Origin of the sequence: Tractidigestivibacter montrealensis (assembly GCF_024741235.1) — a bacterium.
GTDB lineage: Bacteria > Actinomycetota > Coriobacteriia > Coriobacteriales > Atopobiaceae > Tractidigestivibacter > Tractidigestivibacter montrealensis.
Map to the genome: position 1 here is coordinate 181925 of NZ_JANSKA010000004.1, position 19136 is coordinate 201060.

The following is a 19136-nucleotide window of genomic DNA, read 5'->3' on the forward strand; positions in this document are numbered from 1 at the left end:
GAGAACACATGGCATTCGTTCACCTACACAATCACTCGGACTTCTCGATTCTCGACGGCGCCACGCCCATCCCCAGCATGGTCAAGCGCGCCGTCGACGAGGGGATGCCTGCCGTTGCCCTTACGGACCACGGCTATATGTTTGGCATCCCCAACCTTGACCTGGAATGTCGCAAGTACAACGACGGCCAGGCCAACATGAAGCAGTGGCGCCACGACGTCGAGTGCTTCAAGAAGAGCTGGGACCTCGAGGAGCCTGCGCCGGACGCGGATGACGCAAGCTACTTCGACCGTATCCACGACCAGTGGGCAAGCGACGTTGCCGTGTGGGAGTCCTCCGGACACGACCTCGATGCCGTCCAGGCAAACCGCCCGCGCCTCAAGGTGAAGCCCATCTTTGGCTGCGAGGCATACTTCATCACTGACGACTGCATCGAGCGCGGCACCAAGCAGCGCCGCTATCACCTCATCCTTCTCGCCAAGAACGAGACGGGCTACCACAACCTGGTGAAGTGCATGTCCAAGGCCGCCGGCCACGAGATGATGTACTACCGCCCGCGTACCACGCTCGACATGCTCAAGGAGTACCACGAGGGCCTCATCTGCCAGAGCGCCTGCGTCCAGGGCATTATTCCCCAGTGCATCCTGGACGGTGACTTTGACGGTGCGCGCAGGTGGGCAGAGACCTTCCGCGACGTCTTTGGCGATGATTTCTACATCGAGATTCAGGACCACGGCCTTACCTTCCGCAACGGCTGGGACGACCGCAAGCTCGACGAGTACCTGGTCAAGATGGCGCATGAGATGGGTGTCAAGGTTGTTGCCACCAACGACTTCCACTACCTCACGCGCGACGACGCCTCCACGCAGGACATCCTCTCATGCATTGGCAAGGCGACCACCCTCGACGATCCCAATCGCATGCGCATGGAGGGCTCGGAGTTCTACATGAAGTCCGAGGACGAGATGCGCCAGCTCTTCTCATGGTGCCCCGAGGCCTGCGACACCACGCTCGAGATCGCCGACAAGTGCAACTACGAGCTCGACTGGACCCACATGTACCTGCCCGAGTACCCTGGCCTCCGCCCCGGCGAGACGGCGGACGAGCGCTTCCGCGAGGAGTGCGAGAAGGGGCTGGCCAAGCGCTATGGCGAGAACTGGCGCGACCTCACGATTGGCGGGTGGAACGTCAAGGATCGCTTCGAGCACGAGTACAAGATCATCACCGAGAAGGGCTTCGCCAACTACTTCCTCATTGTCCAGGACTACGTGCAGTGGGCCAAGGACAACGGCATCGGCGTTGGCCCGGGCCGTGGCTCCGCCGCTGGCGCCATCGTCGCGTACGCCATGAACATCACGAACTTCGACCCGCTCGAGAACGGCCTCATGTTCGAGAGGTTCCTCTCGCCGCAGCGCTCCGAGATGCCCGATATCGACATGGACTTCGACGACGAGCACCTCCAGGACGTCCTGCAGCACGTTCGCGACGTCTACGGTGAGGACCACGTGTGCAAGGTCATCACATACTCGACCATCAAGGCCAAGCAGGCCATCAACGACGCCAACCGCGTCCTGGGCTTCCCCGTCTACAAGGGCCAGCAGCTCTCCAAGATGCTCTCGAACGACCCCAAGCTCCAGCTTGCCAACGCCCTCCACAAGAACGAGAAGAAGCCTGACCAGTACTCGCCGGACTTCGAGGAGGCCTACAACAAGGACCCGGACGCCCACCGAATCATTGACGCCGCCCTCTCCATCGAGGGCTTCATGCGCGGCGAGGGCGTCCACGCCTGCGCAACGCTCATCGCACCCACGCCCGTCACAGACCATGTGCCCACCAAGCTCGACACCAAGGGCAACGTCACCATCACCCAGTACGAGGGCCACTCCGTTGCGGACATGGGCCTGCTCAAGATGGACTTCCTGGGCCTGCGCACGCTCACGGTGATCAACAAGGCGCTCGCGAACATCCGCCACTCCTACCCCAACGCCTCCGACATCGACCGCATGCCGGATGCGGTCAAGGCCTGCATCAAGCCCGGCGCCACCTGTGTGGACATCGACGTGGACAAGGTCGACTTCTCGGACCCCAAGATCTACGAGCTTCTCGGCAAGGGCTACACGGCCGGCGTGTTCCAGGTGGAGTCTGCGGGCATGACCGCCACCATCAAGAACATGCAGCCCAACGCCTACAAGCAGATCGTCGCTCTTATCGCCCTGTACCGCCCCGGCCCCCTGGGCGCCGGCATGGTCGACAGCTACATCAAGCGCATGCACGGCCAGGAGAAGATCTCGTACTACGACGACCGCCTGAAGCCGATCCTGGAGGAGACCTATGGCACCATGGTCTACCAGGAGCAGGTCATGCAGATCTCGATGAAGATGTCGGGGTTCACCGCTGGCGAGTCAGACTCGCGCATGCGCAAGCCGGTGGCAAAGAAGAAGATCAAGATGCTCACCGACCAGGTCTTCCACTGGGAGGGCAACGGCGCGGACGAGACGATCTACGACCACTGGATGAACGGCGCCGTCTCGAACGGCTACAAGCGCGAGGTAGCGCAGGAGATCTGGGAGAACGTTCTGGAGTTTGCCTCCTACGCGTTCAACAAGTCCCACTCCGCCGGCTACGCCATCCTGGTCATGCAGACTGCGTGGCTCAAGGCGTACTTCCCGCGCGAGTACATGGCCTCGGTTCTCACGTCCTACATGGGCAAGACCGACAAGATCGTGCACTACGTCACGAGCTGCCGTCGCGAGGGCATCCAGGTGCTGCCGCCCGATATCAACGAGTCCGGAAAGGACTTCACGGCAACCGCCGAGGGCGTGCGCTTTGGCTTCGCCGGCATCCGCGGCGTGGGCGAGGGCGTTGGCGAGTGCATCATGGCCGAGCGAGACGCCAACGGCCCCTTCAAGAACCTCCACGACTTCTGCGAGCGCGTGGACGGCTCCCAGGCAAACCGCCGCGTGGTCGAGTCCCTCATCAAGGCAGGCGCCTTCGACTCCACGGGCTACACCCGTATGCAGCTCATGCACTTCGTCGACAAGAACAACCCCGAGAACATCATCGACGCCGCGGCGCGCCGCCAGAAGGAGCGCGCAGTGGGGCAGTTCTCGATGTTCGACATGTTTGGAGACGTGGCGGGCTCCGGCTTTCAGGACGAGGTTCCGGCGCCCGACGGCGTCGAGTGGGACCGCCACATCAAGCTCGCACAGGAGCACGACGTCCTGGGCATCTACGTCTCGGATCACCCGCTGCGCCCGTATGCCTACGCGCTTGCCAAGGCGCGCGACTACACCATCGCAGACCTCTCCGTCTCGGAGGAGTATACCGACCCCAACACCGGCGCCACCACCGAGCGCTTCAAGGTCCCCGAGGACAAGCCCATCCGCCTTGCCGGCATGGCAACCTCGGTGCAGAAGAAGACAACCAAGAAGGGCGACGCCATGGCAATCGTCACCCTCGAGGACATGGAGGCCGAGACCTCGCTCGTGATCTTCCCCAAGACCTACAAGGAGTGTGCCGCAACGCTCGCCGGCGAGGTCGACCCCGAGACAGGCGAGAGCACGGGCGACATCTTCATCAAGGTGGTGGGGCGCCTGGAGCGCGGTGACCGTGGCGACCAGCTCATCTGCACCTCCGTCGAGCCGCTCGAGCTTAACGACAAGACCAACCGTCCCAAGGTGCTCGAGATAAACATGCCTGCCAACCTCCTCACGCGCGGCCGCATGGACAATCTCGGAGAGATTCTTGGCCGCTATCCCGGTCTCGACCACGTGGAGCTGCGCGTGGAGAGCGCCTCGGGCGACGTCATGCGCATGGAGCTTCCCACGCGCATCGACGCGCACAACATGGTCCTCATGGCCGAGGTCATCGACCTCATCGGCCGCTCCGGCCACGTGAAGGTGGCCTAGGGGGCGGCTCTGCCCCGCCCCGGGCGCACTTCTCGACAGGGGAGTGCGCTCGCTCTTGTCGTTGAGGCTTATATGTAGGTTTAAAGATAGCAATTGCCGCATGCATGAATCGGCGCCTGGTGGGGGACAATAGCTTTAGTAGCGGTCGCGATGCGGCCGCAGGCAGTGGCTCCTCCCTGCGGGAAGGAGCCAAAGATGGAGAGGATGTCCCATGGCAGATGTAAAGATCTATCGCTGCAAGCACTGTGGCAACATCGTCGTGAAGATCGTTGATGGCGGCCCCACGCCCGTGTGCTGCGGCGAGCCTATGGAGGAGCTTGTTGCCAACACCACCGACGCCGCCGTCGAGAAGCACGTTCCTGCGCTGACCGTCGAGGGCGACCGCCTTGTTGCCCACGTTGGCTCCGTCGAGCACCCCATGACTCCCGAGCACTACATCGAGTGGCTGCTCTTTGCCGACGGCACCAAGACCGTCATCCGCTACCTCAAGCCGGGCGAGGCCCCCGAGGCACGCTTCCATCTGGGCGAGGATGGCAAGGCCACGGTTTACGCCTACTGCAACCTCCATGGCCTCTGGAAGGCTGAGCTCTAGGCCAAGCTGGCTTCTCAACCGCTCTACGGTTCGTCGTGCCGCCCTGGCAGTGCCGGGGCGGCACGCTTCTCTTTGGGTAGTGCGGGCAAGCTTGGCGGGGATACAATCGATAGCAGGTTACGAAAGGTAGGGGAAGGTCCAAGCATGAAGATCGCGGTTGCCCAGATGAGGACCACGGCAGGCGAGCTCGAGCGCACCACGGAGCGCATGATCGAGTACGCAAAGAGAGCGGCCAGCGAGAAGGCCGAACTCGTGGTGTTTCCCGCCGCCGCCCTTATGGGTATTTGGCCACCCGATCCGCCCAGCCGGGACGGACTCTTGCTCGACCTTGCGGAGTCCCTGGTGAAGATTGCCGACGAGGCTCCATGCCCCTGCATCGTGCCGGTTGTCTCTGATATCGACGGGCGGCCTGCCCCCGAAGCGATTCTCGTACGCGATGGGCAGATCACGCCGCTCAAGCTCTCAGCGATGATGCGTTCATCACTTGAGCAACGTGTGCCCCAGCGTTTTCAGGAAGGCGAGGAGGGCAGGGGCCCCGCGTCTGACCTTGCCATCTTTGAGCTAGACGGCGTCCGCTTTGGGCTTGCCCTCTCCTTTGACGACCTCGATGACTTCGACACCTATGACTTTGACCTTGATGTTCTGCTCTACCTCGACAGCTGCGGATTTGTCTTGGACGACCCCTCCTCGGGCATGGGCATGGCAATCACCGAGAGCCGCTTTATAGACGATGCCGAGGCAACGGGCGCTTGGATCGTTGGCGTGGGATCGCTTGGAACCTACGGTGAGCAGGTGTGCATTGGTGGGAGCTTCGTCCTTACCTCGTGGGGCGAGCTTGCGGCCCAGGCGGCATCGTTCGACGAGGACTTTCTCGTCGCAGACGTCAACCCCGACTATGGCGGCCCCCTCGACCATCCGCTTGCCCCGGAGGTCTTCGATCGACCACTCGTGGGCTGGAACGCGCTTGTGCAGGGGCTCTCGGAGACCATCGACCAGATGGGCTTCACCCAGGCGGCCGTGCTCGTAGACGGCACGCTTGGCTCAAGTGCCGTGGCTACCCTGGTGACCGATGCCCTTGGCCCCACCAACGTACATGCCCTGCTCGTGACTGGGGCTAACGACAGGCTTGACGCGTCTGCCCGAAAGCTCGTCGAGAACCTCAGGTTGCCCGTTCGCGAGCTCCCCATGGCCGCGCTCTCGCCGGACCGCGCGCTTGCGGCAGACCTCGCAAAGGCCCATTTGGCGGCTCTGGCGCGCGAGGAGGGCGTCATGCCGCTCTCGAACCTCGACAAGACAGCCATGGCACTTGAGATCATGCCCGGCATGCTCGCCCCCGCAGGGCTTGCCCCCCTGGGGGACGTCTACCGCTCCACCGTGCTCGATCTTGTGCACACGAGAAACACCATTTCGCCGGTCATCTCGCGTGACTCCTGCCGTGCCTTCGAGGTGCCCGCCATCCCAGGCGTCGAGGAATGCGGCCCTACGCCCGAGCAGCGGCTGGGGTTCGTCGACTACGTGCTCGCCAGCCACATCGAGTGGGCGCGAGCCCTCTCCGATATCGCTGATATCGAGGGGCACCCCCAGGTGGTCTCGGCCATCCTTGACCGTCTTGCAACGTGCCAGCCAGGTCGAATGTCCTGCTGCCTGGTCATCGTGATGTCCACTTGCACGCTCGACGACGCGCCATGGCCCTTGGGCATGGCGTGGCGTGACCGTCCGCGCACCAAGGAAGAACGCGCTGGCAACTTGATGGAGGGTGCGGTCTCGCTTGGCAAGGACGTGGACGAGGCAATTGCCAAGCGCTCGTCGGCGGATACGGAGGGCGAGCGCCAGACGCGTGCGGCCGAGGATGCGCGCAAGGCCGCTGCGGAGAAGCACGACCCCGAGCAGGACATGCGCGGAGTTGTGAACCTCCTCCGAGACCTCTCGCTCACGGGTGGCCTTGCCGCCGACCAACCGGATGGCCGTGGAGGAAAGCACGGTCAGGGCGGTCGTCCAGGCCGCGGTGGAATGCCGGGTGGCGGCTCCGGCTGGCGCACCTTCTCGGAGAACTGAGAATGCCCTTCCCTTGGGTGCGTGGTATGCTAGAATAGAACGAACGTTCTAACAATTCCACGCGTGGGGAGGTGCAACCGCTTGATTATCTTGGGCATAGATCCCGGCCTTGCCAACACGGGCTGGGGCGTGGTCGAGACGCGCGGCTCTGTGTGCAGGGCACGTGCGTATGGTTGCGTCTCCACCTCCTCGGCCGAGTCCATCGATCGCCGCCTGGGAAAGATCTACGAGGGCATCTCCAAGGCCATAGAGACCTACGCGCCCAGTCAGCTTGCCATCGAGAAGATCTTCTTTGGCGAGAACTCCCGCTCTGCACTTGCAACGGCACACGCGCGTGGCGCAGCCCTTGTCGCCGCTGCAGAGGCCGGGCTCGAGCTGGGGGAGTACACGCCCATGCAGATCAAGCAGGCAGTGGTGGGTACGGGGTCTGCGGACAAGCGCCAGGTGATCTTTATGGTGAGGAACATCCTTGCCCTTGATCACGACCCGCGCCCGGACCACTGCGCGGACGCATTGGCGGCGGCCATCTGCCATGCCAACCTTACGCGAACGCATCGGCTCACGCGCGAGGGAGCGGCCGTGCAGGTCTTCGAGCAGGAGAGGGCACAGGAGGAGCTTGACGCCGCCACGGCGCGCAGCGTCACGGCGGCTGCCACGGCGGCACGTCTCGCAGGCGCACGTGGAGAGGCATCGCCTCTTGGCCACGTCCGGCAGAGCAGGAGGAACACCCAATGATCGTGCAGCTCACGGGCACCCTCGTCGAAGTTCTGCCCTCTCATGTGGTCATCGACGTGGGTGGCGTTGGCTATGAGCTAGGCGTCTCGGCAACCACCGCGGCATCGCTGCCAGCTGTTGGCGAGGCTGGCGTTACCGTGCTCACGCGCATGCTCGTGAAGGAGAACTCCGTTGAGCTCTATGGCTTTGCCACGCGCGAGGAACGCGCCGTGTTTGACAAGCTCGTTGCCGTCTCTGGTGTGGGACCAAAGCTCGCGCTTGCGGTGCTCTCCACATTCTCGCCGGCAACGCTCGCATCCATCGTCACCCTCCAGGACGAGGGACGCATGGCGCAGGTGCCTGGCGTTGGACGCAAGAAGGCCCAGCGGCTCCTCGTCGAGCTGCAGGATGTCTTTGCCAAGGACGCAATCCTGCGCGGTCTTGTGGGCATGAGCGAACCCGCGGCAGGCCAGTCCAAGGTGCCAGACACCTCGCAATCCGTAACTGAGGAGGCAACTGCCGCGCTTCTATCCATGGGCTTCTCGCCGCAGGAGACAGAGATTGCTCTCGATGGGCATGAGGAGGCTGGCGCTGTGACGGTCGAGAAGGCCATTCAGTTTGCGCTCAAGAGGATTGGGGGCAACCTGTGACGTGGGAGGCTCAGGAAGAGGATCTCTTCGACGACGTGCCGGGTTCCGGCAACGGCCATGGGGGGCCGCGTCCCGTGACGGGCGAGCTCACGGCAGATGACCTCGACGTCGACCGTAGCCTTCGCCCAACCACGCTTGACGAGTACTGCGGCCAGGAGCGTGTGCGTGACAACCTCCGCGTGCTCATTGCCGCCGCCAAGGACCGTCACGAGACGCTCGATCATGTGCTCTTCTCTGGCCCTCCGGGCCTGGGAAAGACCACGCTTGCCAATGTGGTTGCCAACGAGATGGGCGCCCGGCTGCGAACCACGTCGGGGCCGGCTATCGCTCGCACGGGAGACCTTGCCGCCATACTCACCAACCTCGAGGAGGGCGACGTCCTCTTTGTGGACGAGATACACCGCCTCAACCACCAGGTCGAGGAGGTCCTCTACCCCGCAATGGAGGACTTCTTCCTCGACATTGTCATTGGCAAGGGTCCGGCAGCGCGCTCCATCCGTCTTGACGTTCCGCATTTCACGCTCATTGGTGCAACCACGCGTACAGGGCTTCTCACGGGACCCTTGCGCGACCGCTTTGGCATCTCATACCGCCTGGACTACTACACCGTCGACGAGCTCAAGCGCATTGTCCAGCGTTCGGCGGCCATCCTTGGCGTCCAGATTGACGAGCAGGGGGCGGCAGAGATAGCCTCGCGATCGCGCGGAACGCCGCGCCTGGCAAACCGCCTGCTCAAGCGCGTTCGTGACTACGCCCAGGTGAGGGCTGGAGGTGCCATCACGTGGGAGGTCGCTGCCAAGGCGCTCTCGTTCTTCGAGATAGACGAGATGGGCCTTGACTGGATGGACAAGAAGATCCTCACTGCGCTCACGAGCACCTTCAGAGGCCGTCCTGTGGGGCTCACTACCATTGCCTCCGCGGTGGGGGAGGACCCATCCACTCTCGAGGACGTCTACGAGCCGTATCTCCTGCAGCGCGGTCTCATTGTCCGCACGCCTCAGGGACGCCAAGCTACCCCTGCCGCGTTTGAGCATCTAAAGGTGCCGCTACCACCGCAGCGTTAGAATCTATGCCGCGTTAGCGTTCGCAGAGAGGATGGCACCATGCTAGAGAGGGACTACATTACCGAGCTCATCTCGCAGTTCGTCGAGGCGGTAACAAGGGCGTTGGGGCTTGCTGTCGAGAAGGGCGACCCCGCCTCTTGCCAGGAGGTCGAGCAGCAGGTCGCGGACCTCGTTGACCTCGACGTCCAGACGGCCATGGCCCTCTCACCGGACTCGCTCGTCACCATGCTCGTGCTCTCCGGCATGGGAGACTCAGTCGCCGCCTACGTCTGCTACGCGCTCGACCGCGTTTCTCGCGTGTACGAGGCTCAGGGCAACGATGACCTTGCCGGCCTTCGACGCCTGCAGGCCAAGGCGGTGGCAGAGAGCTTTGGCTGCGACCTTTCGACGCCTCCTGAGGAGCTTGCTGCCCTTGACGCCGAACTCTTTGGCTCTGCAGACAAGGACTTCTAGTCTTACCTGGGCATCCTTGCGGTGCTGTTTTGGTGTTCATCGTCTTACAAGCGCCTAATATATTGAACATTCAGTTTACCTTTGGCATACTGAAGCCTAACATACTGAAGCCTAACAAACTAGGTTTTTCTCGCCGGAGGTTCTATGGCGCTCTCCAGAAGCATGTTCAAGGTCCTTGTTGCGCTTGCAAAGTCAAACACTCATATGACCCAGCGTCAGCTGAGCGCCGCCTCGGGTCTCTCCCTTGGAACGGTGAATGGCGTCCTGCATGAGGCGGAGGACGCTGGACTTATTGCGGACGGTATGCTCACCATCGACGGGCTCAAGTCGCTGAAGCCCTACGAGGTTGAAAACGCCATTATCATGGCCGCGGGCCTTTCCTCTCGCCTCGCCCCCATCTCCTACGAGAAGCCCAAGGGTCTTCTCCGCGTTCGCGGAGAGGTCCTCATCGAGCGGCAGATCCGCCAACTCCAGGAGGCGGGCGTTACCGACATCACCGTGGTGGTGGGCTACAAGAAGGAGTACTTCTTCTATCTGGCAAGTAAGTTTGGCGTGCGCATCAAGGTCAACCCGCAATATGCGACGAGGAACAACAGCTACACCCTGTGGCTTGTGCGCGACCGCCTCGACAACACCTACGTGTGCTCGTCAGATGACTACTTCGAGGAGAATCCTTTCGAGCACTATGTCTACGAGGCCTACTATGCCACCCAGTACGTTGCTGGCCCAACCGAGGAGTGGTGCGTGACCACGGGTTCGTCAGACCGTATCACCCAAGTTAGCGTGGGGGGTACGGACGCCTGGACAATGCTCGGCCACGCATACTTCGACCGTGCGTTCTCCACAAGCTTTGTCCCGCTTCTCGATGATGCCGTGCGTCGGCCCGAGTTGGCAGACAGGCTTTGGGAAGACATCTTCCGTGCCCACACAGACGAGCTGCACATGGCCGCTCGGCGCTATCCCGGAGCCTCGATTCACGAGTTTGACACCCTTGATCAGGTGAGCGGCTTTGACCCTGCCTTCATCGAGAACGTTGACTCTAACATCTTCGACAACGTCGTCTCGGTCCTGGGCTGTGAGAAGTCACAGATTCATGGCTTCTATCCCTTGAAGCAGGGCCTCACTAACCTCTCGTGCCACTTCTCGGTGGGAGAGGGAGCGGCCGAGCAGGAGTACGTGTACCGCCACCCCGGCCTAGGGACCGAGAAGATGGTCGACCGAGCCGCCGAGGAGGCGGGCCTGCGCCTTGCGCGCGAGCTTGGCCTTGACAGCACCTTCATCTACGAGGACCAGAAGCAGGGCTGGAAGATCTCGCGCTTCGTGCCAAACGCCCGCTCCCTTGACCCGCATGACCCTGTGCAGCTCAAGCGCGCTATGCAGATGTGCCGCAGGTTCCATCAGAGCAAAGCCACGCTCAACCGCAGCTTTGACTTTGTCGAGGAGGGGCTGGGGTACGAGAGGCTCCTTGCCGAGCGAGGCTCTATTGAAATCCCTGGCTATGATGATCTCAAGGAAAAGGTGCTGAGGCTCAAGGGCTACGCCGAGAGGGACGGCTTCTCTCGTTGCGTCTCGCACAACGACTTCTTCTACCTCAACTTCCTCGTCGACGAGCGGGACGAGTACAGTCTCATCGACTGGGAGTATGCGGGAATGTCGGACGAGGCAAGCGATTTTGGCACCTTCACGGTGTGCTGCGAGCTCTCCAACGAAGAGGCCGAGAACGCCCTGTATGACTACTTTGGTCGTACGCCAACCACACGCGAGCGTCGTCACTTCTGGAGCTACGTGGTCTTTGCGGGATGGTGCTGGTATGTGTGGTCGCTCGAGAAGGAGGCAGAGGGCGACAACGTGGGCGAGTGGCTTCTCATCTACTATCGCTACGCGCAGGACAACGTGGACCGCGTGCTCTCCTGGTACGAGGGCGACGAGCGCGGGGGCGAGCGCGAGGCATCGTAGCTGCTCGCGCGTGTTGGGGCGCCATCGCACAACGGCTGTGTCCAAATTTGCATATTCCGTTCATGTTCTTGTGGCATTGCGTGTAGTATGAACACCATAACTCTCTTTACAGACAGTTGATGTGTTCATGACAAAACGCATGGCGGTGACTGTATGGCGCGACGCATTCATAATGACGATGCCTCTCCTGGAATTTCTCGCAGGGGCTTCTTCGAACTTGCCGGTGGTGCTGCCGCTTGTATAGGGCTTGGTGCCCTTGCTGGTGCGGGAGGAACATCGAGCAACTCCGTTGTCATCTATTCGTGCTGCGAGGGCATTCGTAACGAGACGCAGATGACAGCCCTGCGGCAGGCTTTTCCCAACTACGATATTCGCATGCACTACATCACCACGGGAAACTGCGCTGCCAGGCTTCGCATGGAGGGGGCGTCATCCGAGGCGGACATCGTACTGGATTTTGAGGGCGGCTACATCAACCAGGTGTCAGACAGCCTCGAGGTCCTCTCGGACTTTGACGAGTCCATGTACTGCGAGGACCTTCTCGATCCGGATGACCGCTACTTTCCCTTTTCCCGCGAGAGTGCCTGCATCGCCACGAACGACAACATCCTGTCAGAGCGAGGAATTCCAACTCCTACCTCCTACCAGGACCTCTTGGATCCCGTCTATGCCGGTGTGGTATCCATGCCCAACCCCAAGACCTCCGGCACAGGCTACAACTTCCTCAAGAGCCTCGTGAATGCATGGGGTGAGGATGCCGCCTTTGACTACTTCGACGCGCTGGCGGAGAACGTCTACCAGTTCACGTCCTCGGGTTCTGGCCCTGTGAACGCTTTGGTGCAGGGTGAGGCAGCGGTTGGGCTTGGCATGACCTATCACGCGGTATCCGAGATAAACGAGGGTGCTCCACTCTCTGTCCACTTCTTTGAAGAGGGGTCACCCTGGGACGTGTACGGATCCGGAATCATCCAAGGACGAGCAGGCCGTCAGGCAGTCCATGACGTATTTGGGTGGCTCTGCACCGAGGGCGTGCGCATAGACAATGCAACCTATGTGCCCGATCAAGTGCTGGTAGGCGTATCGCCAGAGATTCCCAATTATCCCAAGGACGTCAAGTACGCCGACATGACCGGCATAACCGACGTGGACGAGAAGATGCGTCTGCTCGAGAGATGGAGCCACTGATTGCCATGACCATCAAAAGCCAAGAGACAACCGCACCCCATAAGCTCACCGTCAAAGGAATCAAGAAGTCCTTTGACGGCCGCGAAGTGCTCCATGGAATTACTTTCGACGTGCATGGGGGAGAGTTTCTCTCGATACTGGGCCCCTCTGGCTGCGGAAAGTCGACCCTCCTGCGCATCCTCATTGGTCTTGAGCATCCGGATGCTGGCAGCGTGCTTCTCGATGGCGAGAACATCACGGATGCCGCCCCAAGTAAGCGCCACATGGGCATAGTCTTCCAGGATTATGCGCTCTTTGAGAACATGACCGCGCTGGGTAACGTCGAGTATGCACTGCGCTTCGACCCCACCCGGCGCGTGCGTCGGTCGCAGATTGCGCTCGATGCGCTTGCGAGCCTGGGCATGGCGGACTTTGCCAACAAGCCAGTCGCTGGTCTCTCTGGTGGCCAGATGCAGCGCGTGTCCATTGCGCGCACGCTTGCCTTGAGCCCCGAGGTCATACTCCTCGACGAGCCAACGAGCGGACTCGACGCTGACGCGCGCCTTGCGCTGCGCTCGCAGCTCAAGAACATTCAGCGTGACCATGGGACCACGATGATCTTCATCACGCACGACCAAGAGGAGGCATTCGCACTTGCCGACCGTGTCATGGTAATGGGGGAAGGCTCAATCCACCAGCTCGACGAGCCCCTTCACATCGTCGAGAACCCCGCGGACAGCTACGTTCGCGACTTTGTGGTGGCAAACCTCAAGGCCAAGTACGACTCGCTTGCGAGGTTCGCCTCGCCGTTGGAATAGGGGGTCGTTGTGGCTCGTCAAACCAGCTCAAAAGGCATGGGACTCCTCAAGATAGCGCTCCTCCTCTTCTTCCTGCTGGCGGTTGTGCTTCCCCTGGTAGGGATGTTCTCGCGCCTGGCAGATCCGCAGGTACGGGAGGTCTTTGGGACCCCGGCGTTTGCAAGCGCATGCGTCAACTCCCTTGTGGTCGCGGCAATCACCACAGTTGTCTCGGTGCTTGCTGCTCTCCTCATGTCGTGGGTGCTCTGCAGGACCGCAATCCAGGGGAAGAGCGTCTTTGCCGTTCTCCTCACGGTTCCTATGCTTGTCCCCTCGCTCGCTCACGGCATGAGTCTGGTGTATCTTCTGGGGTCAAACGGGATACTCACGAACCTGCTGCATGGATCGTGGTCCATCTATGGGTTTCCGGGCATTGTGATGGGGTCGTTTCTCTACTCGTTCCCGCCGGCCTTTCTCATGATCTATGACGTGATGCGCTACGAGGATGCAACGCCCTACCAGGCAGCGGACGTCCTGGGCATTCCCAAGCCCAGTCAGTTCGCCCACATCACGCTTCCCTTTTTGAGAAAGCCGCTCATCTCTGCTGCGTTTGCGACCTTTGCTCTTGTGATTACGGACTACGGTGTGCCGCTGATGGTGGGAGGCAAGGTCACGACGCTTCCCGTGCTCATGTATCAGAATGCAGTGGGGCTTCTCGACTTTGACACCGGTGCTGCCATTGGCTTTGTCCTGCTCATCCCCGCTGTTATTGACTTTCTTGTCGACGTGCTTGCACGGGATCGTGCCAGCGCGCGCTATGTCTCGCGTGGGTTTGATCTCAAGCCAAATGCGGTTCGGGATGCCGTGGGCTACGTTGCGGCAGTTATCGTCACACTGGCGCTTCTTGCTCCCATCGCCACCTTCTGCATGGTGTCATTTGCGACGAAATATCCCCTTGACCTCACGCCCACCCTTGCCAATATTGGCCGAGCCTTCACCATGGGGGCGGGTTCCTACTGGGTGAACTCACTCTTCATTGCCTTTGTCGTCTCCATCCTGGGGACCATCCTTGCCTATCTCGTTGCCTACATTACGGCTCGCGTCGGTGGCGTATCCGCGCGTCTCCTTCACCTGGCGTCTGTCACCACCCTTGCCGTGCCAGGCATTGTCCTTGGACTCTCGTTTGCTCTTGCCTTCAAGGGATCTCTCATCTACGGGACGTTTGCCATCCTCATCTTGGTGAACTTGGTCCACTTCATCGCGTCGCCGTATCTCATGGCCTATAACTCTCTCTCCAAGGTGAACAAGAACCTCGAAGCGGTTGGCCAGACCTTGGGGGTGGGGCGTGCACGCATCGTGCTGGACGTTCTCGTGCCGGCGACGGCGGACACGATTGCCGAGATGTTCTCGTTCTTCTTTGTCAACTGCATGGTGACCATCTCTGCTGTCTCCTTCCTCTCTACCACGCTTGACATGCCGCTTGCGCTCCTGGTGACCGACCTCGACGCACAACGTCTGGTAGAGTGCTCTGCATTTGTCTCCGTTCTCATCCTTGTCACAAACGTTATTGAGAAGGTGGTGGTAGCAGCCATAAGGCGCTACCGCCATACTCAACAGTCAGTTTCCCGATAGCCACCTGGAGGTAGGTACGTCATGACACACAAGGAGTTCCTCGTTCTCTCCACCATCGCAACGGCCCCGGCGCCGCTTACCCAGCGCGCCGTGGCGGCGCAGGCTGGGATGTCTGTGGGGAGTGTGAACGAGGCGGTCTCTAATCTCACCGAACAGGGGCTTGTCGCAGACAGGCATATCACCGACGAGGGCCTTGACGCGCTTGAGCCCTATCGCGTGAAGCGCGCTGTGCTCATTGCTGCCGGCTTTGGCTCCCGCATGGTGCCCATCACGCTCAACACCCCCAAGCCGCTGGTGCGCGTGGGCGGCAAGCGCATCATCGACACCATTCTCGACGCGGTCTACGCGGCCGGCATCACCGAGGTCTATGTGGTTAGGGGCTATCTTGGCGAGCAGTTCGACCAGCTCCTCTACAAGTACCCCACCATCAAGCTCATCGATAACCCCCTCTACAACGAGGCAAACAACATCTCGAGCATGGTTGCTGCTAAGGACTACCTCCAGAGCGCCTACGTCTTTGAGTCCGATCTGCTGCTGAGAAACCCCAGCCTTATAACCCGTTACCAGGATCGGTCCAACTACCTGGGTATCCCCATGGAGCGCTCTGACGACTGGTGCTTCGAAGTCAAGAATGGTGTCATCAAGGACCTGGGTATTGGCGGCGAGGGTGGCGTCTGGCAGATGGTGGGCGTCTCTTACTGGACGCCTGAGGACGGCAAGAAGCTTGCGGAGGACATTCCTGCTACGTTTGCGATGCCTGGCGGCAAGGAGCGTTTCTGGGACGAGGCCCCGCTCAAGTACTTTGCTGACAAGTACAAGGTTTATGCCCGGGAGTGCTCGCTCTCTGACGTGACGGAAATCGACTCGTTCCGCGAGCTTGAGGCGATAGACCCCGCTTACGACTGCTAAGCTAGGTTCATGTCACGAACCTACGCCATATTTTCTGCGCAGTACCTCCCACACGTGGGAGGCGTGGAGACGTTTACCGCAAACCTCGCCCATCAGCTCGTCCTAGGTGGTGACGGGGTTTGTGTGGTGACGTCTGCCCGTGACGATGCGCCAGAGGTCGAGACCCAGGAAGACGGCGTGCGCATCGTTCGCCTGCCCAGTATGCAGCTCATGGGTGGTAGGCTTCCGCTCTCACGCCATGGCTCGCGCGAGCGTTCGCTCCTCTCTGCCGTTTCCGGTCTGGGCGTAGATCGCGTCCTCGTGAACACCCGCTTCTACGGCACGTCGGTCACGGGACTTCGATTTGCACGGGACATCCACGTTCCAGCAGTACTTCTTGACCACGGCTCGGCGTGGCTCACCTTTGGTCGTGGGGAGGCGCTTGACGCCGCAGCTCATGCGTGGGAGCGCCGCATGACCGCCAAAGACGTCTCGCTTGGTGCAACCTTTGCCGGCATAAGCGAGAAGAGCGCTGCGTGGCTTGCGACCTTTGGCATCAAGACGTCGCTGGTCATTCCCAACGCCATCGACGGGGCGGCGTTTCGCGGCGAGTCATCTGGCAGGGACTTCCGCTTCGAGCTTGGCATTCCGGAAGACAAGACGCTCGTTGCCTTCGTGGGCAGGCTTGCGCCCGAGAAGGGGCCAGAGCGGCTCCTGGCTGCCATGGAGCTGCTGGGCGAGAGGTGCGCCTGCGTCCTTGCGGGCGAGGGTACGCTGCGTCCCCAGCTCGAGCGAGGCCTCCCTGCCAATGCTCACCTCGTGGGCAACCTTGGTCACGCCGACCTCTCCGCCCTGCTCTCACAGGCAGACGTCTTCTGCCTTCCTACGCGCTCTGAGGGCTTCTGCACGTCTCTTCTCGAGGCGGGTGCCTGGGGCGTTCCCTGCGTGGTGCCAGACGTGGGCGGCGCGCGCGAGGTGCTTTGCCACGACGGCAAAACCTTTGGGCTTATCGCACCAGATCGCGAGCCTGCAACCATGGCGGACGGCATCCGCCAGGTTGTGGCAGCTTGGACGTCCGAACAGGCGCGGGAGCTTCGCGCGCATGTCGAGCGCGACCTGTCCTGGCCACAGACGGTGCGGGCTCTGGAACGTGCCTATATGTCGTCTCGAATCGGTTGACGGTCGCATTTTTCGGCAGTCGCTAGTTTTCAGAATCTTTCATCATATTTGGAGCTTTCTCTTCGTTCTGCGACGCCCTTACTGGCTGATTACATCTCCGTGCAAAAATGAATTCTCCATTCCGGCAGCGGAACCATCGCGCATATCATCAATCGGAGATCTGTCACCATGGCAACCGTTTGCGTGTTCACGCCAACCTTCAACCGTGCCTACATCTTGCCCAAGCTCTACAAGAGCCTGGTAGCCCAAACCTCGCGCGATTTCTCCTGGCTCGTGGTCGATGACGGGTCGACAGACAACACCTCCACGCTGGTTCGCAGCTGGCAGGCAGAGGGGCTTGTGCCCATCACCTACATCTACCAGGAGAACGGTGGCAAGCAGCGTGCCACTAACACAGGTATGGAGCACTGCTCAGACGAGCTTTTCTTCGTGGTGGATTCCGATGACCATCTGGTTCCCACGGCAATCGAACAGATAATGGACGTGTGGCAGGGCGCGCGGGAGGATGCCACCCTCGCGGGTATCGTTGCCCTGCGGGGCACAGATGAGAACACACCACTGGGAACACGCATGCCGGCAGGTGTGACCAGGGTCAAGATGTGGGACCTGCTCCACAAATACCGCTTCAAGGGCGACACCTCGCTCATCCACCGCACGGAAATCGTGCGCCAGCACCCCTACGAGGTGGCGCCTGGCGAGAAGTTCGTAGCCGAGTCGATGGCCTTCTTTGCGATTGACGATGACTACGACATGCTCACCTACGACCATGTGCTCACCATTTGCCACTATCTGCCAGATGGCTACACGCAGAACTTCGTCGAGAACACCAAGAAGAACCCCATTGGCTACATGCGCCACAAGCGCGACAGTGCGAGAAGGGCGACAAACCCCTACGACGCCTGCCGAGAGACCACGCTCTACCTGGTTGGATGCATGCTTGCCCATCACAGAGGCGGCGTGCGAGAGGCACCCAACGTGCCGCTTGCCGTGCTCTGCTACCTGCCCGCAAAGCTCGCGTGTGCCACCGTCTTCCGATAGACCGCTCATAGATCTAGGTGTGTGTCATGAAGATTAGCGTCATCATCCCCGTCTACAACTCACAGGACTACCTGCGCGAATGCGTGCGAAGCATCACGTCGCAGACCTACCGCGACCTCGAGGTGCTTCTCGTCGACGATGGCTCAACCGATGGCTCTGGCGACCTCTGTGACGCTCTGGCTGCCGAGGACCAGCGCGTCGTTGCGATTCACAAGCCAAATGGCGGTACCTCCTCCGCGCGCAACACGGGCGTCGAGCGCGCCACGGGAGACTACCTCACCTTCTGTGACAACGACGACTTCCTTAGGGACAACCGCTGCCTCGAGCGCGTGGCACAGAGCCTCTCCGCGCGTCCTGTGGATGTCCTCATGCACGACAACTGCATGTACGATGACTCCAAGGGAGCCGTCATCCCTCCAAAGGAGACAAACCTTGCCGAGAAGATCGCTGGCCTGAGCAAGGGGGATGCACTTCTCGAGTTAATTTCCCAGGGACTCATGGCTCGTGCCGTGTGGAACAAGGTTGTGCGCACCGAGCTCGTGCGAGCGAATGGCATTGCGTTCCCCGAGGGAATGCGCAACGAGGATACCGATTGGTCTGCCAGCGTCCTCGAACACGCCAAGAGTGTGGGATGGCTCGACGATCCCTACTACTGCTACCGCAAGGGAACCGCCTACGCCCAGACGTCAAAGCCAGTAACGCGCAGCATGACCGATGACCTTGCAATAGTGATCGAAAAGCACGTTGCTGCCATTGACGAGCTGGGACTGTCTGGTACCGAGGCGCGCTCAATCCGCGCCTATCTAGCCTATCCGTTCATAGTGTGGATGGGGCAGGCGGCGGCACTGGGGGAGTGCCGCAAGGACGACCGCACGTCCCTTGAGATGTGCGCCCACGCACCCCTTCTCCTTACTGCTGACGAGGACCGCGCTGTGCACCTTGCCTCCCTCTCCTATCACATTTTTGGCTTCTGGGGCACGGCGCGGCTATTGGGCATTGCGTTTAGATTGACGCGGCTCTCGGGCCTTCGTCACCAGTCCTGACGT

At 61.1% G+C, this 19136-nt stretch carries 15 protein-coding genes; all 15 read left to right on the plus strand.

The window, feature by feature from the left end; all coding sequences use genetic code 11:
* Nucleotides 1-8: 8 nt before the first annotated feature.
* Nucleotides 9-3908, plus strand: a complete 3900-nt coding sequence (gene dnaE, locus NVS32_RS07080) for a DNA polymerase III subunit alpha (RefSeq protein WP_258499193.1) — start codon at nt 9-11, stop codon at nt 3906-3908.
* A 211-nt stretch (nt 3909-4119) separates the two neighbouring features.
* Complete coding sequence (locus NVS32_RS07085) at nt 4120-4500, plus strand: desulfoferrodoxin family protein (RefSeq protein ID WP_258499194.1); 381 nt, start codon at nt 4120-4122, stop codon at nt 4498-4500.
* Nucleotides 4501-4644: 144 nt separating this feature from the next.
* A complete protein-coding gene (locus tag NVS32_RS07090; protein WP_258499195.1) occupies nt 4645-6555 on the plus strand; it encodes a nitrilase-related carbon-nitrogen hydrolase in 1911 nt (636 codons plus the stop codon).
* Between the two features lie 81 nt (nt 6556-6636).
* Nucleotides 6637-7290, plus strand: a complete 654-nt coding sequence (ruvC, locus tag NVS32_RS07095; protein ID WP_368407216.1) for a crossover junction endodeoxyribonuclease RuvC — start codon at nt 6637-6639, stop codon at nt 7288-7290.
* Nucleotides 7287-7919, plus strand: a complete 633-nt coding sequence (gene ruvA / locus NVS32_RS07100) for a Holliday junction branch migration protein RuvA (protein WP_258499196.1) — start codon at nt 7287-7289, stop codon at nt 7917-7919. The genes ruvC and ruvA overlap by 4 nt, the downstream gene beginning before the upstream one ends.
* Nucleotides 7916-8983 carry a Holliday junction branch migration DNA helicase RuvB gene (ruvB, locus tag NVS32_RS07105; protein ID WP_438273328.1) on the plus strand — a complete coding sequence of 356 codons (1068 nt, stop codon included), beginning with the start codon at nt 7916-7918 and terminating at the stop codon, nt 8981-8983. Before ruvA ends, ruvB begins: the two co-directional genes overlap by 4 nt.
* 39 nt (nt 8984-9022) lie before the next feature.
* A complete protein-coding gene (locus tag NVS32_RS07110) occupies nt 9023-9436 on the plus strand; it encodes a hypothetical protein (protein WP_258499197.1) in 414 nt (137 codons plus the stop codon).
* A gap of 144 nt (nt 9437-9580) precedes the next feature.
* The gene (locus NVS32_RS07115; RefSeq protein WP_258499198.1) at nt 9581-11392 is read left to right on the plus strand and encodes an NTP transferase domain-containing protein; all 1812 of its coding nucleotides are present in this window, start codon (nt 9581-9583) and stop codon (nt 11390-11392) included.
* 153 nt (nt 11393-11545) lie between these two features.
* Nucleotides 11546-12577, plus strand: coding sequence for an extracellular solute-binding protein (locus NVS32_RS07120; RefSeq protein WP_258499199.1), 1032 nt, complete (start codon nt 11546-11548; stop codon nt 12575-12577).
* A gap of 5 nt (nt 12578-12582) precedes the next feature.
* On the plus strand, nt 12583-13374 hold the full coding sequence (locus NVS32_RS07125; protein WP_258499200.1) for an ABC transporter ATP-binding protein: 792 nt from the start codon (nt 12583-12585) through the stop codon (nt 13372-13374).
* A 36-nt stretch (nt 13375-13410) separates the two neighbouring features.
* Nucleotides 13411-14985: an ABC transporter permease subunit gene (locus NVS32_RS07130; RefSeq protein ID WP_258499201.1), complete on the plus strand. Its 1575-nt coding sequence runs from the start codon at nt 13411-13413 to the stop codon at nt 14983-14985.
* Nucleotides 14986-15006: 21 nt separating this feature from the next.
* Complete coding sequence (locus tag NVS32_RS07135) at nt 15007-15894, plus strand: sugar phosphate nucleotidyltransferase (protein ID WP_258499202.1); 888 nt, start codon at nt 15007-15009, stop codon at nt 15892-15894.
* Between the two features lie 63 nt (nt 15895-15957).
* Nucleotides 15958-17052 (plus strand): glycosyltransferase family 4 protein, encoded by a 1095-nt coding sequence (locus NVS32_RS07140; protein ID WP_258499203.1) that lies wholly within the window; start codon nt 15958-15960, stop codon nt 17050-17052.
* Nucleotides 17053-17220: 168 nt separating this feature from the next.
* Complete coding sequence (locus NVS32_RS07145; protein ID WP_258499204.1) at nt 17221-18090, plus strand: glycosyltransferase family 2 protein; 870 nt, start codon at nt 17221-17223, stop codon at nt 18088-18090.
* A gap of 26 nt (nt 18091-18116) precedes the next feature.
* Entirely contained in the window at nt 18117-19133 is a 1017-nt protein-coding gene (locus NVS32_RS07150; RefSeq protein WP_258499205.1) for a glycosyltransferase family 2 protein, read from the plus strand.
* Nucleotides 19134-19136: the final 3 nt, after the last annotated feature.

Coding starts and splice junctions, on each gene's coding strand:
- NVS32_RS07120 (WP_258499199.1), top strand. CDS start 11,546: ATGGCGCGACGCATTCATAATGACGATGCCTCTCCTGGAATTTCTCGC.
- NVS32_RS07150 (WP_258499205.1), top strand. CDS start 18,117: ATGAAGATTAGCGTCATCATCCCCGTCTACAACTCACAGGACTACCTG.
- dnaE (WP_258499193.1), top strand. CDS start 9: ATGGCATTCGTTCACCTACACAATCACTCGGACTTCTCGATTCTCGAC.
- NVS32_RS07145 (WP_258499204.1), top strand. CDS start 17,221: ATGGCAACCGTTTGCGTGTTCACGCCAACCTTCAACCGTGCCTACATC.
- NVS32_RS07130 (WP_258499201.1), top strand. CDS start 13,411: ATGGGACTCCTCAAGATAGCGCTCCTCCTCTTCTTCCTGCTGGCGGTT.
- ruvA (WP_258499196.1), top strand. CDS start 7,287: ATGATCGTGCAGCTCACGGGCACCCTCGTCGAAGTTCTGCCCTCTCAT.
- NVS32_RS07110 (WP_258499197.1), top strand. CDS start 9,023: ATGCTAGAGAGGGACTACATTACCGAGCTCATCTCGCAGTTCGTCGAG.
- NVS32_RS07115 (WP_258499198.1), top strand. CDS start 9,581: ATGGCGCTCTCCAGAAGCATGTTCAAGGTCCTTGTTGCGCTTGCAAAG.
- NVS32_RS07090 (WP_258499195.1), top strand. CDS start 4,645: ATGAAGATCGCGGTTGCCCAGATGAGGACCACGGCAGGCGAGCTCGAG.
- NVS32_RS07085 (WP_258499194.1), top strand. CDS start 4,120: ATGGCAGATGTAAAGATCTATCGCTGCAAGCACTGTGGCAACATCGTC.
- NVS32_RS07125 (WP_258499200.1), top strand. CDS start 12,583: ATGACCATCAAAAGCCAAGAGACAACCGCACCCCATAAGCTCACCGTC.
- NVS32_RS07135 (WP_258499202.1), top strand. CDS start 15,007: ATGACACACAAGGAGTTCCTCGTTCTCTCCACCATCGCAACGGCCCCG.